17 protein-coding genes and 4 pseudogenes are annotated in these 16,361 nt (G+C 38.4%); 13 read left to right on the forward strand and 8 right to left on the reverse strand.

Annotated features, from left to right (window positions below; translation table 11 throughout):
- Nucleotides 1–203 precede the first annotated feature (203 nt).
- Nucleotides 204–1,034, reverse strand: a complete 831-nt coding sequence (locus NYZ99_RS07430) for an SAM hydrolase/SAM-dependent halogenase family protein (RefSeq protein WP_260574675.1) — start codon at nt 1,032–1,034, stop codon at nt 204–206.
- A gap of 129 nt (nt 1,035–1,163) precedes the next feature.
- Between NYZ99_RS07430 and NYZ99_RS07435 the strand changes: the two are divergent.
- Nucleotides 1,164–2,117, forward strand: a pseudogene (locus tag NYZ99_RS07435) (PhoH family protein).
- Nucleotides 2,118–2,122: 5 nt separating this feature from the next.
- Complete coding sequence (locus NYZ99_RS07440) at nt 2,123–3,076, forward strand: phosphoribosylaminoimidazolesuccinocarboxamide synthase (RefSeq protein WP_260574677.1); 954 nt, start codon at nt 2,123–2,125, stop codon at nt 3,074–3,076.
- Here the strand turns inward: NYZ99_RS07440 and NYZ99_RS07445 are convergent, their stop codons facing one another.
- The 5 genes and pseudogenes from NYZ99_RS07445 to NYZ99_RS07465 all read right to left on the reverse strand — a co-directional run bounded on the left by NYZ99_RS07445 (nt 3,077) and on the right by NYZ99_RS07465 (nt 7,100).
- Nucleotides 3,077–3,727 carry a 3'-5' exonuclease gene (locus NYZ99_RS07445; protein WP_260574679.1) on the reverse strand — a complete coding sequence of 217 codons (651 nt, stop codon included), beginning with the start codon at nt 3,725–3,727 and terminating at the stop codon, nt 3,077–3,079.
- Complete coding sequence (locus NYZ99_RS07450) at nt 3,727–3,897, reverse strand: putative nucleotidyltransferase substrate binding domain-containing protein (RefSeq protein WP_260574680.1); 171 nt, start codon at nt 3,895–3,897, stop codon at nt 3,727–3,729. The genes NYZ99_RS07445 and NYZ99_RS07450 overlap by 1 nt, the downstream gene beginning before the upstream one ends.
- Nucleotides 3,887–5,074 (reverse strand): DUF294 nucleotidyltransferase-like domain-containing protein, encoded by a 1,188-nt coding sequence (locus NYZ99_RS07455; RefSeq protein ID WP_260574682.1) that lies wholly within the window; start codon nt 5,072–5,074, stop codon nt 3,887–3,889. The genes NYZ99_RS07450 and NYZ99_RS07455 overlap by 11 nt, the downstream gene beginning before the upstream one ends.
- 79 nt (nt 5,075–5,153) lie before the next feature.
- Nucleotides 5,154–5,648, reverse strand: coding sequence for a Crp/Fnr family transcriptional regulator (locus NYZ99_RS07460; RefSeq protein WP_260574683.1), 495 nt, complete (start codon nt 5,646–5,648; stop codon nt 5,154–5,156).
- Nucleotides 5,649–5,666: 18 nt separating this feature from the next.
- Nucleotides 5,667–7,100 (reverse strand): annotated as a pseudogene (locus NYZ99_RS07465) (L-serine ammonia-lyase).
- A 200-nt stretch (nt 7,101–7,300) separates the two neighbouring features.
- On the opposite strand from NYZ99_RS07465, the pseudogene dnaK reads away from it, so the two are divergent.
- From dnaK to NYZ99_RS07480, 3 genes and pseudogenes are all read left to right on the forward strand, one after another.
- Nucleotides 7,301–9,214: pseudogene (dnaK, locus tag NYZ99_RS07470) on the forward strand (molecular chaperone DnaK).
- A gap of 154 nt (nt 9,215–9,368) precedes the next feature.
- Nucleotides 9,369–9,530 carry a hypothetical protein gene (locus NYZ99_RS07475; RefSeq protein WP_260574685.1) on the forward strand — a complete coding sequence of 54 codons (162 nt, stop codon included), beginning with the start codon at nt 9,369–9,371 and terminating at the stop codon, nt 9,528–9,530.
- 28 nt (nt 9,531–9,558) lie between these two features.
- Nucleotides 9,559–10,287: a hypothetical protein gene (locus tag NYZ99_RS07480; protein WP_260574686.1), complete on the forward strand. Its 729-nt coding sequence runs from the start codon at nt 9,559–9,561 to the stop codon at nt 10,285–10,287.
- Between the two features lies 1 nt (nt 10,288).
- On the opposite strand, the gene NYZ99_RS07485 is transcribed toward NYZ99_RS07480, so the two are convergent.
- On the reverse strand, nt 10,289–10,840 hold the full coding sequence (locus NYZ99_RS07485) for a GNAT family N-acetyltransferase (protein WP_260574687.1): 552 nt from the start codon (nt 10,838–10,840) through the stop codon (nt 10,289–10,291).
- Nucleotide 10,841: 1 nt separating this feature from the next.
- Complete coding sequence (locus NYZ99_RS07490) at nt 10,842–11,489, reverse strand: alpha/beta hydrolase (RefSeq protein WP_260574689.1); 648 nt, start codon at nt 11,487–11,489, stop codon at nt 10,842–10,844.
- A 64-nt stretch (nt 11,490–11,553) separates the two neighbouring features.
- Between NYZ99_RS07490 and NYZ99_RS07495 the strand changes: the two genes are divergently transcribed.
- From NYZ99_RS07495 to NYZ99_RS07525, 8 genes and pseudogenes are all read left to right on the forward strand, one after another.
- Nucleotides 11,554–11,976, forward strand: a complete 423-nt coding sequence (locus NYZ99_RS07495; protein WP_260574690.1) for a PaaI family thioesterase — start codon at nt 11,554–11,556, stop codon at nt 11,974–11,976.
- A gap of 1 nt (nt 11,977) precedes the next feature.
- On the forward strand, nt 11,978–12,226 hold the full coding sequence (locus NYZ99_RS07500; protein ID WP_260574691.1) for a hypothetical protein: 249 nt from the start codon (nt 11,978–11,980) through the stop codon (nt 12,224–12,226).
- 44 nt (nt 12,227–12,270) lie between these two features.
- Nucleotides 12,271–12,603 (forward strand): chorismate-binding protein, encoded by a 333-nt coding sequence (locus NYZ99_RS07505; protein WP_260574692.1) that lies wholly within the window; start codon nt 12,271–12,273, stop codon nt 12,601–12,603.
- Nucleotides 12,582–13,082 carry a chorismate-binding protein gene (locus tag NYZ99_RS07510; protein ID WP_260574693.1) on the forward strand — a complete coding sequence of 167 codons (501 nt, stop codon included), beginning with the start codon at nt 12,582–12,584 and terminating at the stop codon, nt 13,080–13,082. The genes NYZ99_RS07505 and NYZ99_RS07510 overlap by 22 nt, the downstream gene beginning before the upstream one ends.
- A gap of 49 nt (nt 13,083–13,131) precedes the next feature.
- Complete coding sequence (locus NYZ99_RS21565) at nt 13,132–14,040, forward strand: thiamine pyrophosphate-binding protein (RefSeq protein ID WP_338039378.1); 909 nt, start codon at nt 13,132–13,134, stop codon at nt 14,038–14,040.
- A gap of 25 nt (nt 14,041–14,065) precedes the next feature.
- Nucleotides 14,066–14,884 carry a hypothetical protein gene (locus NYZ99_RS21570; RefSeq protein WP_338039379.1) on the forward strand — a complete coding sequence of 273 codons (819 nt, stop codon included), beginning with the start codon at nt 14,066–14,068 and terminating at the stop codon, nt 14,882–14,884.
- 40 nt (nt 14,885–14,924) lie between these two features.
- A complete protein-coding gene (locus tag NYZ99_RS07520; RefSeq protein WP_260574695.1) occupies nt 14,925–15,263 on the forward strand; it encodes a DUF2853 family protein in 339 nt (112 codons plus the stop codon).
- Nucleotides 15,264–15,364: 101 nt separating this feature from the next.
- Nucleotides 15,365–16,199: pseudogene (locus NYZ99_RS07525) on the forward strand (CvfB family protein).
- The last annotated feature ends 162 nt before the right edge of the window (nt 16,200–16,361 follow it).

A 16,361-nucleotide genomic window follows, 5' to 3' on the forward strand; every position in this document is an offset into this window, starting at 1 on the left:
ATTTATAGGAAACAAACTTATCAACAGTCTAGTATGAGGTGGTCTATCTTGAATTAACCATTTTACTGGGGTTAAGCAACCGTTTTATACAAAAACGTAAATGGAGTTATTAACTATAAAGATGTTTGAAACAGTATTCTGGTTTCCCTAAGTGTTCAATCACCAAATACGAAAATGGCCTATTGGAGATAATACATTTCTGTTTAAAGAAAATCTATAATGATAGTATCCCTATAATCCAGTCCCAAAAGTGTGGCCGCACCCCCTACAGTTTTAAGGTTACTTTTGTAAATGGCCAATTCAATATATTCAGATGAATTAAAAAGAGCCAAAAGGTCACCATCACCTTTTCGTTTACTTTTTTCAACGGAATAATCGATAATATCATTATAGGCCTTGTGTATCTTTTTGATTTTATGGTTCCGCACCAAAAGTTCAAAATCCCGTCCTTTTCTGTAGGCTTCAAAAAGATGTTTTTGAATGTTGGTCACCACGTTGCCATAATTGTCAATGTAGATAACACTACCTATAATCTTTTTGCCATCGTCTACGATACGAGGCATAAATTCCCTTAGATCCTTAAGTTCGTTAAAAGGCTTTCCAACAACCTCCAATGTACCACCTCGGGCAATATGGCAGGCTACTTGTACAAAGACGCTTAAAACAGGAAAGGAACCATGCAAGGGATCTGGAATTTTAATCTCAACGATTTTTTCCGGTTTTACTTCTGAAGTAATAAGCCCAATGACCCCTGTGTTGGCACTAATAAAGTAGTGTCCGTTGATTAATATGGCAATATGCTGATTCTCTTGGGTAGCTTCTGAGTCGACACCTACTATATGAATGGAACCCTTTGGAAAACTATTATATGAATTTTTAAGTATGTAGGCACACTCTTGTATGTTAAAGGGAGCCACATTATGGGAAATATCAACAATTTTGGCATCGGGTAATTCGCTATAAATGGATCCTTTTAATACCCCAACAAAGTGGTCTTTCAATCCAAAATCGGTAGTGAGGGTAATGATTGCCATGCAGCAATGTTGATATGTTTTTGGTTAGGCAAACTTAATTTTTACTTAAATTTGATGTACAAAATTAAACAAAAAAATAGCCGAGCGAAATTAAACTTGGCGGAATTAAAATCTTCAAAATCCCACTGTTTGAACGAAATCGTACTAGAACTCACCGAAGTAAGTCCAAGAGAGTTTTTTGGGCAACAAAATGAAAATATAGAACTTCTAAAAAAATATTTTCCAAAATTAAAAATTGTCGCGCGGGGCAATAAAATAAAAGCCTATGGTGACGAAGACCAACTCGAGGAATTCGATAAGCGCTTTGATATGCTTACGGAGCATTTTGTGAAGTATAATAAGCTAGATGAAAATAGTATAGAACGAGTTCTAATGAGCGAGGATTCCAAGGATTACCATGGCCCCGAAAATAGTGGGGAAACATTGATCCATGGTGTAAGTGGCAGATTGATTAAGGCACAAACCGTGAATCAACGTAGATTGGTGGATGCGGCAAAGAAAAATGATATGGTATTTGCCATTGATCCTGCTGGTACTGGTAAAACATATACCGGAGTGGCGTTGGCGGTAAAGGCATTGAAGGAAAAGCAGGTACGTAGAATTATTTTGACTAGACCTGCTGTTGAGGCCGGGGAAAATCTTGGCTTTTTACCAGGTGACCTGAAGGAAAAATTGGATCCCTACATGCAACCTTTATATGATGCCCTTAGAGATATGATACCCGCTGAAAAGTTAGCGCATTATATTGAAAATGGTACTATACAAATTGCACCTATGGCCTTCATGCGAGGAAGGACCCTAGACGATGCATTCGTAATTTTGGATGAGGCCCGAACACGACCCATGCGCAGATGAAAATGTTCCTGACCCGTATGGGAAGAAATGCCAAGTTTTTACTTACAGGGGATCCGGGACAAATAGATTTACCCGGAAGAACTATTTCTCGGACTAAAGGAGGCTTTGTTGATATTACAAAATGTGGAGGGCATCGAAATTATATATTTGGACGATAAGGACGTCATTCGCCATAAATTGGTAAAGAAAGTGATAGATGCCTATAAAACAATAGAACATCAAAACTAAAATGCATGTCGAATACCATTTTTGATACCAATTTTACATTTCCGGGACAAAAAAGTGTTTATAAAGGTAAGGTTAGGGAAGTATATGCCTTGGAGGATGATATGCTTATCATGATTGCCACAGATCGTCTTTCTGCCTTTGATGTTGTAATGCCGAAAGGGATTCCATACAAGGGGCAAATTCTAAACCAAATTGCTACCAAAATGATGGCTTCTACATCGGATATCGTTCCAAATTGGTTGACGGCCACGCCAGATCCCAATGTGGCCATAGGACATGCATGCGAACCCTTTAAGGTAGAAATGGTTATTCGAGGATATTTATCAGGTCACGCTGCTAGGGAATACAAGGCTGGAAAAAGAGTACTGTGCGGAGTTCCCATGCCGGAGGGTCTAAAAGAAAACGATAAGTTTCCGACACCAATTATTACTCCTGCGACCAAAGCAGAAATGGGGGACTATGACGAGGATATTTCCCGCGATGATATTTTAAAAAGGGGTATCGTTTCCAAGGAGGATTATGAGGTATTGGAGAAATATACGAGAGCTTTATTTCAACGCGGTACTGAAATTGCTGCTAATCGTGGTCTTATTTTGGTGGATACCAAATATGAGTTTGGTAAAACCAAGGATGGGAAAATTGTATTGATTGATGAGATTCATACGCCCGATTCCTCACGATATTTTTATGCAGAAGGCTACCAGGAAAGACAGGATAATAATGAACCTCAAAAACAACTGTCAAAGGAATTTGTGAGGCAATGGCTTATCTCAAATGGTTTTCAAGGATTAGAAGGTCAAAAGGTTCCCGAAATGACAGATGAGTACATAGAATCCGTTTCGGAACGCTATATTGAATTGTACGAGAACATCACTGGTGAAACATTTCAAAAGGCCGATACTGAAAACATCCATCAAAGAATTGAAAAGAACATATTGGAGTATCTAAATAAAAACTGATTATCTCAGGTTTTTAAGTGAGAGTTCTCTTTTCTCCTTTAATTTTGATAAAATTTTTAGAAAGGCTATGGCTGTGATATAGGCGTCTCCTAGGGCCGTGTGCCTGTCTTTTTTGGAAATTGAAAATTTCTCGGTTAAATCATCTAAAGAATAATGTTCTTTAGGTTGAACCAAATAGGATTTAATGAGAGTTTTCTTAAATAAAACGCCAGTGTCCAAATAAATATTCTTTAGTTTCGGCAGATCCAATCTTTTAAGGGCACTATTAATCATTCCGATATCAAAACCAGCGTGATGTGCCACTAGGATATGATTTCCCACATATTTTAGAAACCTTTGGATTGCTTCTTCCTCCGAAATGCAATCCTGCTTGCTATTCCTGAGTATTCCATGAATGGGAACACTTTCTTTGTTAAATGCCTCCTGTTGTAAGTAGACATCCAAAATTTCATTCACTTGAATATTGTGGCCCTTTAGTTTTAGTGCACCGATGGACAGTATACGGTCATTCATTTTGTCGAATCCTGTTGTCTCAGTATCAAGAACCACAAAGGTTAGCTCATCGAATTCTTTTGGCAAGGGCTTCTTAAAAAGTGCGGCATATGTTTGCCAATAATCGGGATATTTTGAAGAACGGTTAAAGATACCCATCAGCCCAAAATATTGGAAACCTTAAAGCGTATGGAAATCACGTCCTGAATCTCCTTAATGGCCTTAAAGGTTCGTTTAAGTTTCATTTTTTCTTCCTTTGTCAAGGATTCCAATTCAATATATCTACCGGAATCATGGTGGAGCAATCCCTGTTTGGTTCTAAATTTCAATAATGCCTTCGTGGCATAGGAACAGGCCGAGATATAAATCCCGATTGTTGGGTTCCAGTTCCGCCAACTTTTCATATCGTTCCCAAGTATTGCTAATTCCTTTGACCGAGTGAGATAGAATGAGTACTCGAGCGGCATCAATGAGAGGTCTTAATGCCCTGTTTTTTAAATCGAAAAAGTCCTTATGCTGCCCGTCCTGTTCAACCAAAAATGACCTAAAGAAGCCTGAGGGAGATGGACTTTGCAAAGCTCCATTGGCAATATGGACTAAGAAAATAGGGTATTTGGTAACATTGTCAAAAATATAATCGGACATCTCATTTACCAAATCCTTATGGCCATAAGACAAGCTGTAATCGAAAAAAATGGAAGACATCAGTACTTCATTGGGGCCCGGATTGATGATCCAATAGGATATTTTGTTTTTCCATTCCTGTACACTTAGGCACCACTTAGGATTGGATGCCATCATATCCGCTGGACAATATTCATACCCAATTTTGTTAAGTCCTTTGGTCACTTTTTTAGAAAGCTCTAAAAAATATTTTGTTGTCTTGGGCAATTGCTCTTCTTGAACATCTTCGAAAACCAAAGCATTGTCTTGATCGGTATGGAGCAGTTGTTCACCACGACCCTGACTACCCAGTGCCAGCCAGGCAAAATTAACAGGAGGCAGTACCTCCATTCTTTCCAAGCAGATTTCTATTACTTGTTTAATACAGGTATCGTTTAATTCGGAAATTATCTTAGAGGTCAAGGCCATGGGGAGATTTTGTCCCAAATAACTATGTAAAAGCATCATGATACTTTTACGAAGTTCCTTTACCTGCTTGATTTTTTTAGCCCGTTTGATAGCCTTTACTATTACGGCTGGGTTATCTCCTAGAGAAACCATAATGTCATTTTTGGATAGAATTCCTACGGGTTTACTATTAACGGTGCCGTCCTTGGTCAACACAAGATGACTGATATCATTTTTCATCATGGCCATTTGTGCCTGGGCAATCGTCATTTTTTCCGGGTAAGTGATAACTGGGGAAGACATTATGTTTTTAACGCTGGAAGTAATGGGAAACTTTCCGGTGACTACCTTGTTTCTTAAATCTTTATCTGTGACTATGCCTATAGGTAGCTCATTTTTACAGACCAATATAGACCCAATGCGGCTTTTTGTCATTCGTTCAGCAGCCTTTTGAATTGTGGTTTTCGATCCGCAAGTGATTAATTTTTTAGAATAGCGGACAGGTTGAAAATCATCAATGACCAAATTGCCCTGAGTATTTAAACTTGCAGATATGCCTATTTTTTCTAAGTTTCGGGTCTCGGTTATATGGATTTCTTGTATTGGAGGCGAAACTTTCGGTTAAAAAGTTCGACACGCGCTGATTGGACTCGGTGATAGGTTTGAAAATGGCAATAGGAATGGCGTAAAGAATGGACTCTTCATAAGCCCTAGCTTCCAATTTGTAGTTTTCCTTGGCAATCAAAGGTCTAAGACCAAAGATATCACCCTCGTCACAATAATCCATTATTGATTTTATATTTGGATTATTGAGTTCGATAGCCCCTTTGTGCACTACATAGAAATGTGGGTGAGCCTCTTCGTTCAATGAAAAAACCAAACTTCCCTTTTCTTTATAAATAATGGAAACTTGTTGGGATAAATCCTCCAATAACTTTTCCTCCATAATATTAAAAGGAGGGTAGTTTTTTAAAAAATCGGCAACACGTTCCGAAATTAGGTTCTTCATTTGTTTATAATTTTTCTACTAGCAATCGCTTAGAAAAACACCAACGGCCAATCCTCCTTCAGAAGTTTCTTTGTATTTGGAACTCATATCCTTGGCCGTTTCCCACATGGTTTGTACCACCTTGTCCAAGGGTACCTTCGCTTCTGATGGATCCGATCCCAATGCCAACTCTGCCGCATTAATGGCCTTGATGGCTCCCATAGAATTTCGTTCTATACATGGAATTTGGACGAGGCCACCTATGGGGTCACAGGTAAGGCCCAAATGATGTTCCATGGCTATCTCCGCGGCCATGAGTACTTGTTCGGAGTCCCACCCAGTAGTTCTGTTAAAGCTCCTGCCGCCATAGCAGAGGAAACTCCTATTTCGGCCTGACAACCGCCCATAGCAGCAGAGATGGTCGCTCCTTTTTTAAAGATGCTTCCAATTTCCCCGGCCACTAATAGAAATTGTTTTATGTGTTCAAAATTACCCGCATGGTTTTCAATGACCAAGTAGTACATTAAAACTGCGGGTATTACACCTGCACTTCCATTGGTAGGTGCGGTCACAACTCTTCCTAAAGAGGCATTCACTTCATTTACACTAAGTGCAAAACAACTTACCCATTGCAAGATTTGTCTGAATTTGACCTCGGTCTGTCTGATTGTTTGTAACCATTCCTCCGGATTGGAATAGGGGAGGTCGCCCTTAAGATTTTCATGCAGCTCAAATGCCCTTCGTTTTACATTGAGCCCGCCAGGTAATTTTCCTTCGGTATGGCATCCGGTGTACATACACTCTAACATGGTGTTCCAAACCCTGCTAATAGCATGATCAATTTCTTCATCGGATCTTAATGATTTTTCATTTTCCAAAACTATTTCGGATATAATATTGGAATTTTTGTTACAGACCTCCAATAGCTCAGCTCCGTTTTCAATAGGGTAAGGAAAATTGTTAAAGACTTTATTCTTTTTTTTGGCATTTTTTCGTTCCTCGACTACCACAAATCCTCCTCCAATTGAATAATATGTTTTGGAGGTTTTTTTACCACTAACCAGATTAGCATTAAATTTTAATCCATTGGCATGGAAGGGCAGAAATTTTTTATGGAAGACAATATCATTTTCTCGGGTTGAAGCTTAAGATTTTAGTCCCACCAAAATTTAACTTACAGGAGCTTTTTACCGCGTCGACTAGTCCATGGATGTTTTCTATGGGTATGGATTCGGGGTCGGTACCCAATAATCCTAGAATGATGGCGTAATCTGTGGCATGTCCTTTACCAGTTAGTGAAAGTGAACCGTATACGTGAACCGAAATTGAGACCACCTTGTCAAATTGCCCTTCTTCTTTAAGTTCTTTGATCCATCTTTCTGCCGCTCTCCAAGGTCCCAAGGTGTGGGAGCTAGAAGGACCAATGCCAATTTTGAGCATGTCAAAAATGCTAATGCTTTCTCTTTGTAACATTATTCTTTAAAAAGTCTATTACTAATGTACAAAGTTAGATTGAGGTGATAATTGTTTTCGCATTTGATTTAATTGGTGTCCAATGAGAATAGTCATTTAATTGAATAAATGACATCCTGTCAGTTTTTATCCCTTGGCATATTGTTTGTCATTTAGAAGATGATTGAAAAATTAAGCACTTAAATTTTAAAACATATAAAATGAGTAAGATTATTGGAATAGATTTGGGTACTACCAACTCCTGTGTCTCCGTGATGGAAGGTAATGAGCCAGTAGTAATTCCAAACGCAGAAGGGAAAAGAACAACGCCGTCCGTAATAGCTTTTGTTGAGGGCGGTGAAATAAAGGTTGGTGATCCTGCGAAAAGACAGGCGGTAACCAATCCTAATAAAACTATTTACTCCATAAAAAGATTTATGGGGAATAAATTTTCCGAATCGGAAAAAGAGGCAAAAAGGGTTCCATATAAAGTAACAAAAGGGGATAACGATACGCCAAGAGTGGATATCGATGGACGTTTGTATACTCCTCAGGAATTGTCTGCAATGATTCTTCAAAAAATGAAGAAAACTGCGGAGGATTATTTGGGACAGGATGTTACACGTGCGGTAATTACTGTACCGGCTTACTTTAACGATTCCCGTGAGGCAAGCCACAAAGGAAGCGGGTGAAATTGCCGGTCTAACAGTTGAGCGTATTATCAATGAACCGACAGCTGCCTCATTGGCTTATGGATTGGATAAAAAGGATACCGATCAAAAAATTGTGGTTTTTGACTTCGGTGGTGGTACACACGATGTATCCATTTTAGAATTGGGAGACGGCGTTTTTGAAGTGTTGGCTACCGATGGGGATACGCATCCGGGAGGTGACGATGTCGATCAAAAAATTATAGATTGGTTGGCAGAAGAATTCAAGGCCGAAGAAGGTTTGGATTTACGCGACGATTCCATGGCGCTACAAAGATTACGCGAGGCTGCTGAAAAAGCAAAAATCGAATTGTCATCTTCAGCTCAAACTGAAATCAATTTACCATATGTTACGGCCACTGCAACGGGGCCAAAGCACTTGGTACGTACGTTGACCAGATCTAAATTCGAGCAATTGATCGCGGATTTGGTAAAAAGAACAATTGAGCCTTGTGAAACTGCCTTGAAATCTGCAGGACTTTCAAAAAGCGATATTGATGAGATTATTTTGGTAGGTGGTTCTACGAGAATCCCTGCGGTACAGGAAGCTGTTGAGAAATTCTTTGGCAAGAAACCTTCTAAAGGCGTTAACCCGGATGAAGTTGTGGCCATTGGTGCCGCTATCCAAGGTGGTGTATTGACAGGAGATGTAAAGGATGTATTGTTATTGGATGTTACTCCATTGTCCCTCGGAATCGAGACTATGGGGAGTGTTATGACCAAATTGATCGAGGCCAACACAACGATCCCAACGAAGAAGTCACAAGTGTTTTCCACAGCTGCAGATAATCAGCCTTCGGTAGAAATCCATGTACTTCAAGGTGAGCGTCCTATGGCAGCCGATAATAAAACCATTGGTAAGTTTCACTTAGATGGAATTCCGCCAGCGCCCGGAGGTACGCCGCAAATTGAGGTAACTTTTGATATTGATGCCAATGGTATCATCAAAGTTTCTGCAACGGATAAGGCAACTGGAAAATCCCAGGATATAAGGATTGAAGCATCTTCTCGGATTGACGGAGGAAGAAATCAAAAAGATGAAGGCTGAAGCCGAAGCTAATGCGGAAAGTGATAAAAAAGCGAAGGAAAAAGCTGATAAGTTGAACGAGGCCGATGGAATGATATTCCGAGACAGAAAAGCAACTATCGGAGTTTGGGGATAAATTGTCCGATGACAAGAAAAAACCAATTGAAGAAGCACTTACTGAGCTTAAGGCAGCATATGAAGCTAAGGATGTAGCTCTAATTGCACCTGCTTTGGATAAAATCAACGAGGCTTGGAAAGTGGCTTCGGAGGAAATGTACAAAGCCCAAGCTGAGGCACAGCAGGGAGGAGAACCGGCACAAGGAGAACCTACTGCTGATGGCGGAAGTGCTACGGAAGGCGATAACGTTGAAGACGTAGACTTCGAAGAAGTCAAGTAGCTTGTCCTGAGCGGCGATGAAGGATAGACTTAGAAGAAGTAAAATAAAGAGATAATAATATATCTCTTGATGATAGAAAGGGGCGATTGAAATCGCTCCTTTTTTATTTTGGAATGTAATTTGTTTGGGCAAGTAATTGAATTAATTTTGTGATATGTTAAAAAAATACTCCAATATCTTTTTGTGGATGCTACTGGCCCTTCCATATTCTTTTTTTGCCCAAGAGGTTAGAATCTTTACAGTATCCGATTTTGATTTAAAGGACAGTGTAAAAACATGTCTCGGTCAGTACAAAATATGGCAAAGAGGAATATGACTTTAATAAAAGGGGTTTACTCACCAAGTTGGTTACTCGCTACAATGAAGCGGACTATGACGTAATGTATTACAAATACAGGGATAGTCTTTTGATAGAAAAACGATCCGAAACTTATAGGGATAATAAGTTTGACCCGGCTACTTCGATTGCTCATTTTTTTGAATTGGATACCACCGAAAACCTTATAATAACTGAAAAAATATTCTCTTATGATAAGGAATTTTTAGACCAGTATGTCTACAACTACGATGATAAGGGTGATTTAACAAAAATGGTTCGGACGAATAATGAAGGAACCGATGAGACATTGGTGGAATACAAGAAATATAAAGGAGAATACACTATTACCTATCTATTGAACGATGTACCTTTAAAATCGATAAGGACATCCTTTCAAACAAAAAACGGCGACAAGCAAAAAATCGTACTCACAAAGGAGTATCTTAAGGGAGAGGCCAATAAAGCCTACGAAGAGGTGTTCGATACAGATGGAAAATTACTTGCCCAACAAGAGTTCGAGTTTGATGCGCAATCCAAGAAATTTGTGCCGACCGTTAGGACAACCTTTGATTATGATAAAAATGGGATGTTAATAGAAGAGATTCAAAGAGGTGAAAATATTTTGGATAAAAAGGAATATTTATATCAATACGATAAAGGGGAAGGTGGCAATTGGGTAAAGCAAATTGTAACCCCTGAAAATTCATACACAACAAGAAAAATAACCTATTACGGGCAGAAAGAATTGAACTGATTCAATTAGAAATCATTTTCCATTCATCCCGTAACAGACCATAGCAACAGGTATTTCGCTTAAATCCGTCTAGGAGATATACGTCCTCTCTAAGAATACCTTCCAATGTGCACCCAAGTTTTTCTACCGCTTTTCCGGACCTAATATTTCGTTCATCTATCCTAAACTCTACTTTCTCAAAATCCAAATTGGTAAAGGCATAGTTTAACATTAATTGTTTCATCTCTGTATTTAGGCCTGTTCCTTGAAACTCCTTACCAATCCAAGTAGATCCTATATGTAGGACTTTATTTTTCCAATTGACATTCATGTAGCGTGTGCTGCCGGCAAATTTTTCAGCCGCTCTGTCAAAAATTATAAATGGAATGCTAGTTTTTTGGTCTTGCTGTTCTAAGGCTGTAATGACATAATTTTTTAATGCCTCCGGAGTTTCGATATCGGATGGGGAGTACTGAACCAATTTCTTTTCAGAGGCTATTGGTATCAGATTTTGATAATTCTCCAATGTGAGTGGCAAAAGTTTTACCCTATCGTTTTCCAAAATAATTTCCATGTCAGTTGGCAAAGGAATTAATGATTTCTTTTTTCAGTTCGTGCCCTCCCTCAAAAGTAATTTGTTTAGCCTTTCCTTTAAACAAAGTGATTAATTTCTTGGTTTCTTCTTCTAATCGTTTAGCATTGATGTATTCATCTTTAGAACCAACGACCGAATAAATGTCCGTTCTATACTTCAACAGATGTTCAAAATCCGAAGGAGTCAATTCTTCCGGAATACCACCGGCATACAAAATCAGTTTCTTGGGTTTTAATCCTGTTTTAGCGATGAGTCTTGTTGCTATAGATACCCCTTGAGAAAAGCCTAATACGATTAAATTGCATCGGTCAGGGATATTTTCATTGTCCAATACCTTTTCAATATAGTTGAGAACGTTGGAGGTTTCTTGCTCCCTGTCCACTCGAGTTAACCAACTGGCACCCACATGTCTATATTTTCCGTTCAGATAATATTTTGAAGGGGCCTGTGGAGCGATGATGTAGTTTTGATTTTTATCCAAATCCTCAAAATACTTGAGAAAATATTTGCTCAAAAAACCAATTCCATGAAAAATCAACCAAACATTTTTGGTTTTAGGATCTAGGCTATTTAACGTTTCATAGGTATTGGTATGTTGATATTGAACGTGTTTTATTTCGGTTTCCATAAATCAATCGTCTTTGTTTTTACCTCTTGGTATTCTATTCCTTAATTTTACATAAAAAAGGAAAATGGGCGAACACAAAGATAAGATACTTGAAGTCTGCAATAGCTCTTCTAAGAATACATTAATGGAAACCTTGGGAATCACCTATGTGGATGTAGGCGAGGATTTTCTAATAGCCAAAATGCCGGTATCTCCCAAGGTACATCAACCTGATGGTGTACTTCACGGAGGTGCCACTGTCGCTCCGGCTGAAAGCGTTGGGAGCATGGCTTCCTATATATTTTTAAATGCAGCGGAGTATTTTGTAAGAGGCATTGAAATTTCTGCCAATCATGTGAAAAGTGTAAAGGAGGGGTTTGTCTATGCCAAAGCTTCATTTATCCATAAGGGCAGAACCACTCAGGTTTGGGACATTAGGATTACCAACGGGCAGAATCAACTCATATCCGTTTGTAAATTGACCACGATTGCTTTGCCAAAAAAGTAAAATGGTCTTTTCTATTTTCGATAAAGCCCAAAGTCATATGGAGCAAAAACTTCCATTTGTACTCTATAAAAAGCCAAGGGAATTTGATGTTAATGGTATTTTTCAGAAGAATGCAACCCTTCATTCTGTCTCTGATTTTAGTGAAAGTGGTTTCGTCTTTGCCCCATTTGACAATCATATGAAACCTATCTTGATGAAGGCGGATGAGGTATGCACCGAAACTTTCGATACTGAAAAAAAAGCGTCTTAAAAGATTCGCCTACAGGGGAACATACTGATTCTAAAAATTATGAAATGATGGTTTCAAAGGCCATCGATGCCATTAAGGAAGATGAGCTTAAAAAAGTGGTGCTTTCAAGAAAAAAGGAAGTCTATGTTTCGGTTTCGGCCATTACAATATTTCAAAGACTGATCAATACCTATGAAAATGCCTTATGTTATGTATGGTATCATCCACAGATAGGCACTTGGTTAGGGGCCACTCCTGAAATTTTATTGAAAAGTAGGGGAAATGCCTTTGTGACCATGTCCCTTGCAGGCACACAGGTTGTTGGCAAAGAACAGGATGTTCCTGATTGGGGCCGAAGGAAATATATGAACAACAATTGGTTACAGATTATATACTAGAGGCTTTAAGAGGTAAAACGACGGACTTGAAAATCGGTAACCTGGAGACTACAATGGCCGGGCAATTGTGGCATTTGAGAACCAAAATTTCCGGACATTTTGAGCTCGGAAAATTGGCAGAATTAATAAAATCCTTACACCCGACACCGGCGGTCTGTGGAATTCCTAAGGAGAAGGCCAAAACGTTCATTTTGGAAAATGAACAATATGACCGAATGTTTTATACGGGCTATTTAGGGGAATTAAACCTGAGGAGTGGAGTAGAACGAAACACCAACCCAAGAAATAAGGAAAACGGGGTATATAGATCCATATTAAATTCAACTGAACTTTTTGTCAATTTGCGATGTATGAAATTGGATGATCCGTTGGCGACCTTATTTATAGGCGGAGGGATAACCTCAGATTCAGATCCTAGGAAGGAATGGGAAGAGACGGAGAATAAAAGCAAAACCATTTTAAAAGTAATTACCGATTAAGTGTAAACCAATTGGTTTTTGACAGTAAGAGGCCTTATTTTTGTAGTTGATGAAATACTCCAATATACCCGTAGCCCAATCCATTATTGGGCATTGTAAAGCTAATGGGATTAAAGACATTATTATTTCTCCCGGTTCCGTAAATGCACCTTTGACGCTTTCCTTTACAAATGATTCCTTTTTTCGCTGTTTTAGTATTGTAGATGAGCGTTGTGCGGCCTTTTTTGCATTAGGTATGGCCCAAAATTTACATAAGCCAGTAGCTTTGATATGTACATCGGGTAGTGCCTTATTAAACTATTATCCGGCGATTGCGGAAGCCTATTACAGCGAAATACCACTGGTGGTCATTTCTGCGGATAGACCCTCCTATAAAATCGATATTGGGGACGGGCAAACTATTCGACAGGACCATGTATATGAAAGGCACATTGGCTATTCGGCCAACTTGAGACAAGACCTCACGCACGCAACGGAAAGGATTGAGAGGTATCGGCCTGAATGGGTTATTGAGAAGGACCTTGAAAAGGAGCAGGAAAACGTTCGTATTTTTAATCAAGATGAATTAAAAAAAGCATTGACCACTACGATTCAGGATAACCTTCCAGTCCATATCAATGTCCCTTTTGAAGAATCTTTATATACAATTGAGGAGATGGAATTAGTGCTACCGGAACCCATCCAAGGTAGAATTGAAAATGAGGAAAAGAATACAACGGAGGCTTTAAGTTTATGGCAGCATGCCAAAAGAAAAATGGTGCTGGTTGGAGTTAACGATCCAGGTCAACTCGAACATGAGTTTGTAAAAATACTAGGTGAAGATCCCTCTGTGATTGTGTTTACGGAAACAACCAGCAACGTGCATCATCCCTATTTTTTTAATAGCATTGATTCTATATTGGCTCCGATAGAGTTGAGCAGTAATAGGCAGTTATTATTTGAAGATTTAAGGCCGTGAAATTTTAATTACAATTGGCGGACATGTGGTTTCCAAAAAGATAAAGGCTTTTTTGAGGGAGTTTACGCCAAAACATCATTGGCATGTGGGCACTTCAAGGGCCAATGATACGTTCTTTTGTCTAAAATGGCATTATAAGGAATCACCTAACCAATTTTTTAAAAAGATGTACACGCCATTAGGTAATAGTACTACTTCTAGCTATTTTGAAAGATGGAATAAAATAAGGCACAATTATAGAGATAGGAGGGCTACATATATTGAACAAATTCCGTATTCGGATTTTATTGTCTTTGACAAAGTGTTAAAGTCAATTCCTAATAATTATCAATTGCATTTGGCAAACAGTTCAACCATACGGTATACTCAATTGTTTCAATTAGATCCATCCTTAAAAGTTTTTTGCAATAGGGGCACCAGTGGAATTGATGGTAGTACGTCAACGGCTTTGGGAGCATCGGTTTATGGCAAATCCCCAACTTTATTGATTACAGGGGACCTTAGTTTCTTCTATGATAGCAATGCGCTATGGAACGACCATATCCGAAAGGATTTTAGAATTGTATTGATAAACAATGCAGGTGGCGGTATTTTCAGAATTTTACCCGGCCGAAAAGACACGGAAACCTATGAACGGTTTTTTGAAACCAAGCATGAGTTAAACGCATCCAAGTTATGTGAAATGTTTAAGATTGAATACAGTGCTGTTTTTAATGAAGATGAATTACAAAGAGAGTTGATCAATTTCTATGGACAGTCTGATTTTCCGAGACTTTTGGAGATTCATACTCCCCGACAGTTGAACAATAAAATTTTGACAGATTATTTTCATTTCATATCTTAGGGAAAATATTAACTATTAACATTTTAAGACACTACAAATTATGAGTAAAAGAGACGAGCTTATTGAAAAATACGCAGCTGACATCAAAGATAAATTTGGCGAAACTGCTGATATGGATTTGCTTACCAAAGTAACTGTAGGTTTAGGACCATCTATTTATAACCTGGACGCCTCCAAAGTGTCGGGAGGTGATGAAAAGGAGCTTGAGACTGTAAAAAATAATTACTTGATTAAAAAATTAGGTCTTAGCGATGAACCTCAGTTAATGGAGGCTATCAAATCTGTAATGGACAAATATGGCTCTGCCAACAGAAATAAGCATAGAGCTGTTGTGTATTATATGCTATGCAAGCATTTTAACAAAGCATCTGTTTATTAAGAGTTTTTATAAAAAAATTAAAGGACCGGTTCTTTGAAACGATCCTTTTTTATTTCATTAAGTTTTTGTTGCCGCTTTTCTAATTCGTGTAATTTTGTAAGATGATTGAGATAGGTAGAAAAAACAACTTAAAAATTTTAAGGGATACCAGTGTGGGGCTATTTCTAGGGGATGAAGAGGGTAATGATGTTCTTTTGCCCAACAAATATGTTCCAGAATCTTATGAAATTGGGGAGGGTGTAGAGGTTTTCTGTTATTTGGATTATGATGAAAGACCAGTGGCCACGACCCTAGAGCCATATATCATGCTGGGTGAATTTAGACTGTTGCAAGTTGCTGAGGTAAATGAATTTGGCGCATTTATGGACTGGGGACTGGAAAAGCATTTATTAGTACCGTTCAGGGAACAGCGAAGCAAAATGAAACAGGGTCAATGGTATATTGTCCATTGTTACCTTGACGAAAAAACAGGAAGATTGGTCGCTTCCAATAAATTGGACAAATTCTTAAATAACGAAAACCTTAATCTAAAGGAATGGGAAGAGGTGGATTTGGTCATTACAAGACAAACAGATTTAGGGTGGGAGGTCATAGTGAACGAAAAGCACAAAGGGCTGGTCTATTTTAATGAAGTTTTTAAGTCCATCAACATTGGGGATGTAATCCCAGGTTGTGTTAAAAAGATAAGAAATGACAATAAAATCGATATATCGTTACAGCCTCTTGGAAGTAAAGTATTGGAACCAGCGGCCAATAAAATATATAATGTTTTAAAGGAAAATGGGGGATTTTTACCATTGCATGATAAGTCGGATACGAGAAGACATTAGGGATATGTTTCAGATGAGTAAAAAAACCTTTAAAAAGGGACTCGGCACCTTATATAAGGAGAGAAAGGTAAAACTGGAAGATAATGGTATACGTTTGTCTAATTAGTAAATATGCTTAAATAGCGTATTAAACCATTGGTGATCAATTTTTTAATCTGAATATTGTGGGGTTATTTTTGGTGTAGTTTACCTTTAATCCTATTTTTGTCTCATCTCAGTGGAAGAAGTGTAAATCCGACTCTTTTTTTATTTAAATTTAACGTAATAT

The organism is Maribacter litopenaei (assembly GCF_025244665.1).
Lineage (GTDB): Bacteria > Bacteroidota > Bacteroidia > Flavobacteriales > Flavobacteriaceae > Maribacter > Maribacter litopenaei.

Bases quoted from the DNA above. Each gene is read 5' to 3' on its own strand.
- NYZ99_RS07430 (WP_260574675.1), bottom strand. From the start codon at position 1,034: ATGGCAATCATTACCCTCACTACCGATTTTGGATTGAAAGACCACTTT.
- NYZ99_RS07440 (WP_260574677.1), top strand. From the start codon at position 2,123: ATGTCGAATACCATTTTTGATACCAATTTTACATTTCCGGGACAAAAA.
- NYZ99_RS07445 (WP_260574679.1), bottom strand. From the start codon at position 3,727: ATGGGTATCTTTAACCGTTCTTCAAAATATCCCGATTATTGGCAAACA.
- NYZ99_RS07455 (WP_260574682.1), bottom strand. From the start codon at position 5,074: ATGACAAAAAGCCGCATTGGGTCTATATTGGTCTGTAAAAATGAGCTA.
- NYZ99_RS07460 (WP_260574683.1), bottom strand. From the start codon at position 5,648: ATGAAGAACCTAATTTCGGAACGTGTTGCCGATTTTTTAAAAAACTAC.
- NYZ99_RS07475 (WP_260574685.1), top strand. From the start codon at position 9,369: ATGTTAAAAAAATACTCCAATATCTTTTTGTGGATGCTACTGGCCCTT.
- NYZ99_RS07485 (WP_260574687.1), bottom strand. From the start codon at position 10,840: ATGGAAATTATTTTGGAAAACGATAGGGTAAAACTTTTGCCACTCACA.
- NYZ99_RS07490 (WP_260574689.1), bottom strand. From the start codon at position 11,489: ATGGAAACCGAAATAAAACACGTTCAATATCAACATACCAATACCTAT.
- NYZ99_RS07495 (WP_260574690.1), top strand. From the start codon at position 11,554: ATGGGCGAACACAAAGATAAGATACTTGAAGTCTGCAATAGCTCTTCT.
- NYZ99_RS07500 (WP_260574691.1), top strand. From the start codon at position 11,978: ATGGTCTTTTCTATTTTCGATAAAGCCCAAAGTCATATGGAGCAAAAA.
- NYZ99_RS07505 (WP_260574692.1), top strand. From the start codon at position 12,271: ATGATGGTTTCAAAGGCCATCGATGCCATTAAGGAAGATGAGCTTAAA.
- NYZ99_RS21565 (WP_338039378.1), top strand. From the start codon at position 13,132: ATGAAATACTCCAATATACCCGTAGCCCAATCCATTATTGGGCATTGT.
- NYZ99_RS07520 (WP_260574695.1), top strand. From the start codon at position 14,925: ATGAGTAAAAGAGACGAGCTTATTGAAAAATACGCAGCTGACATCAAA.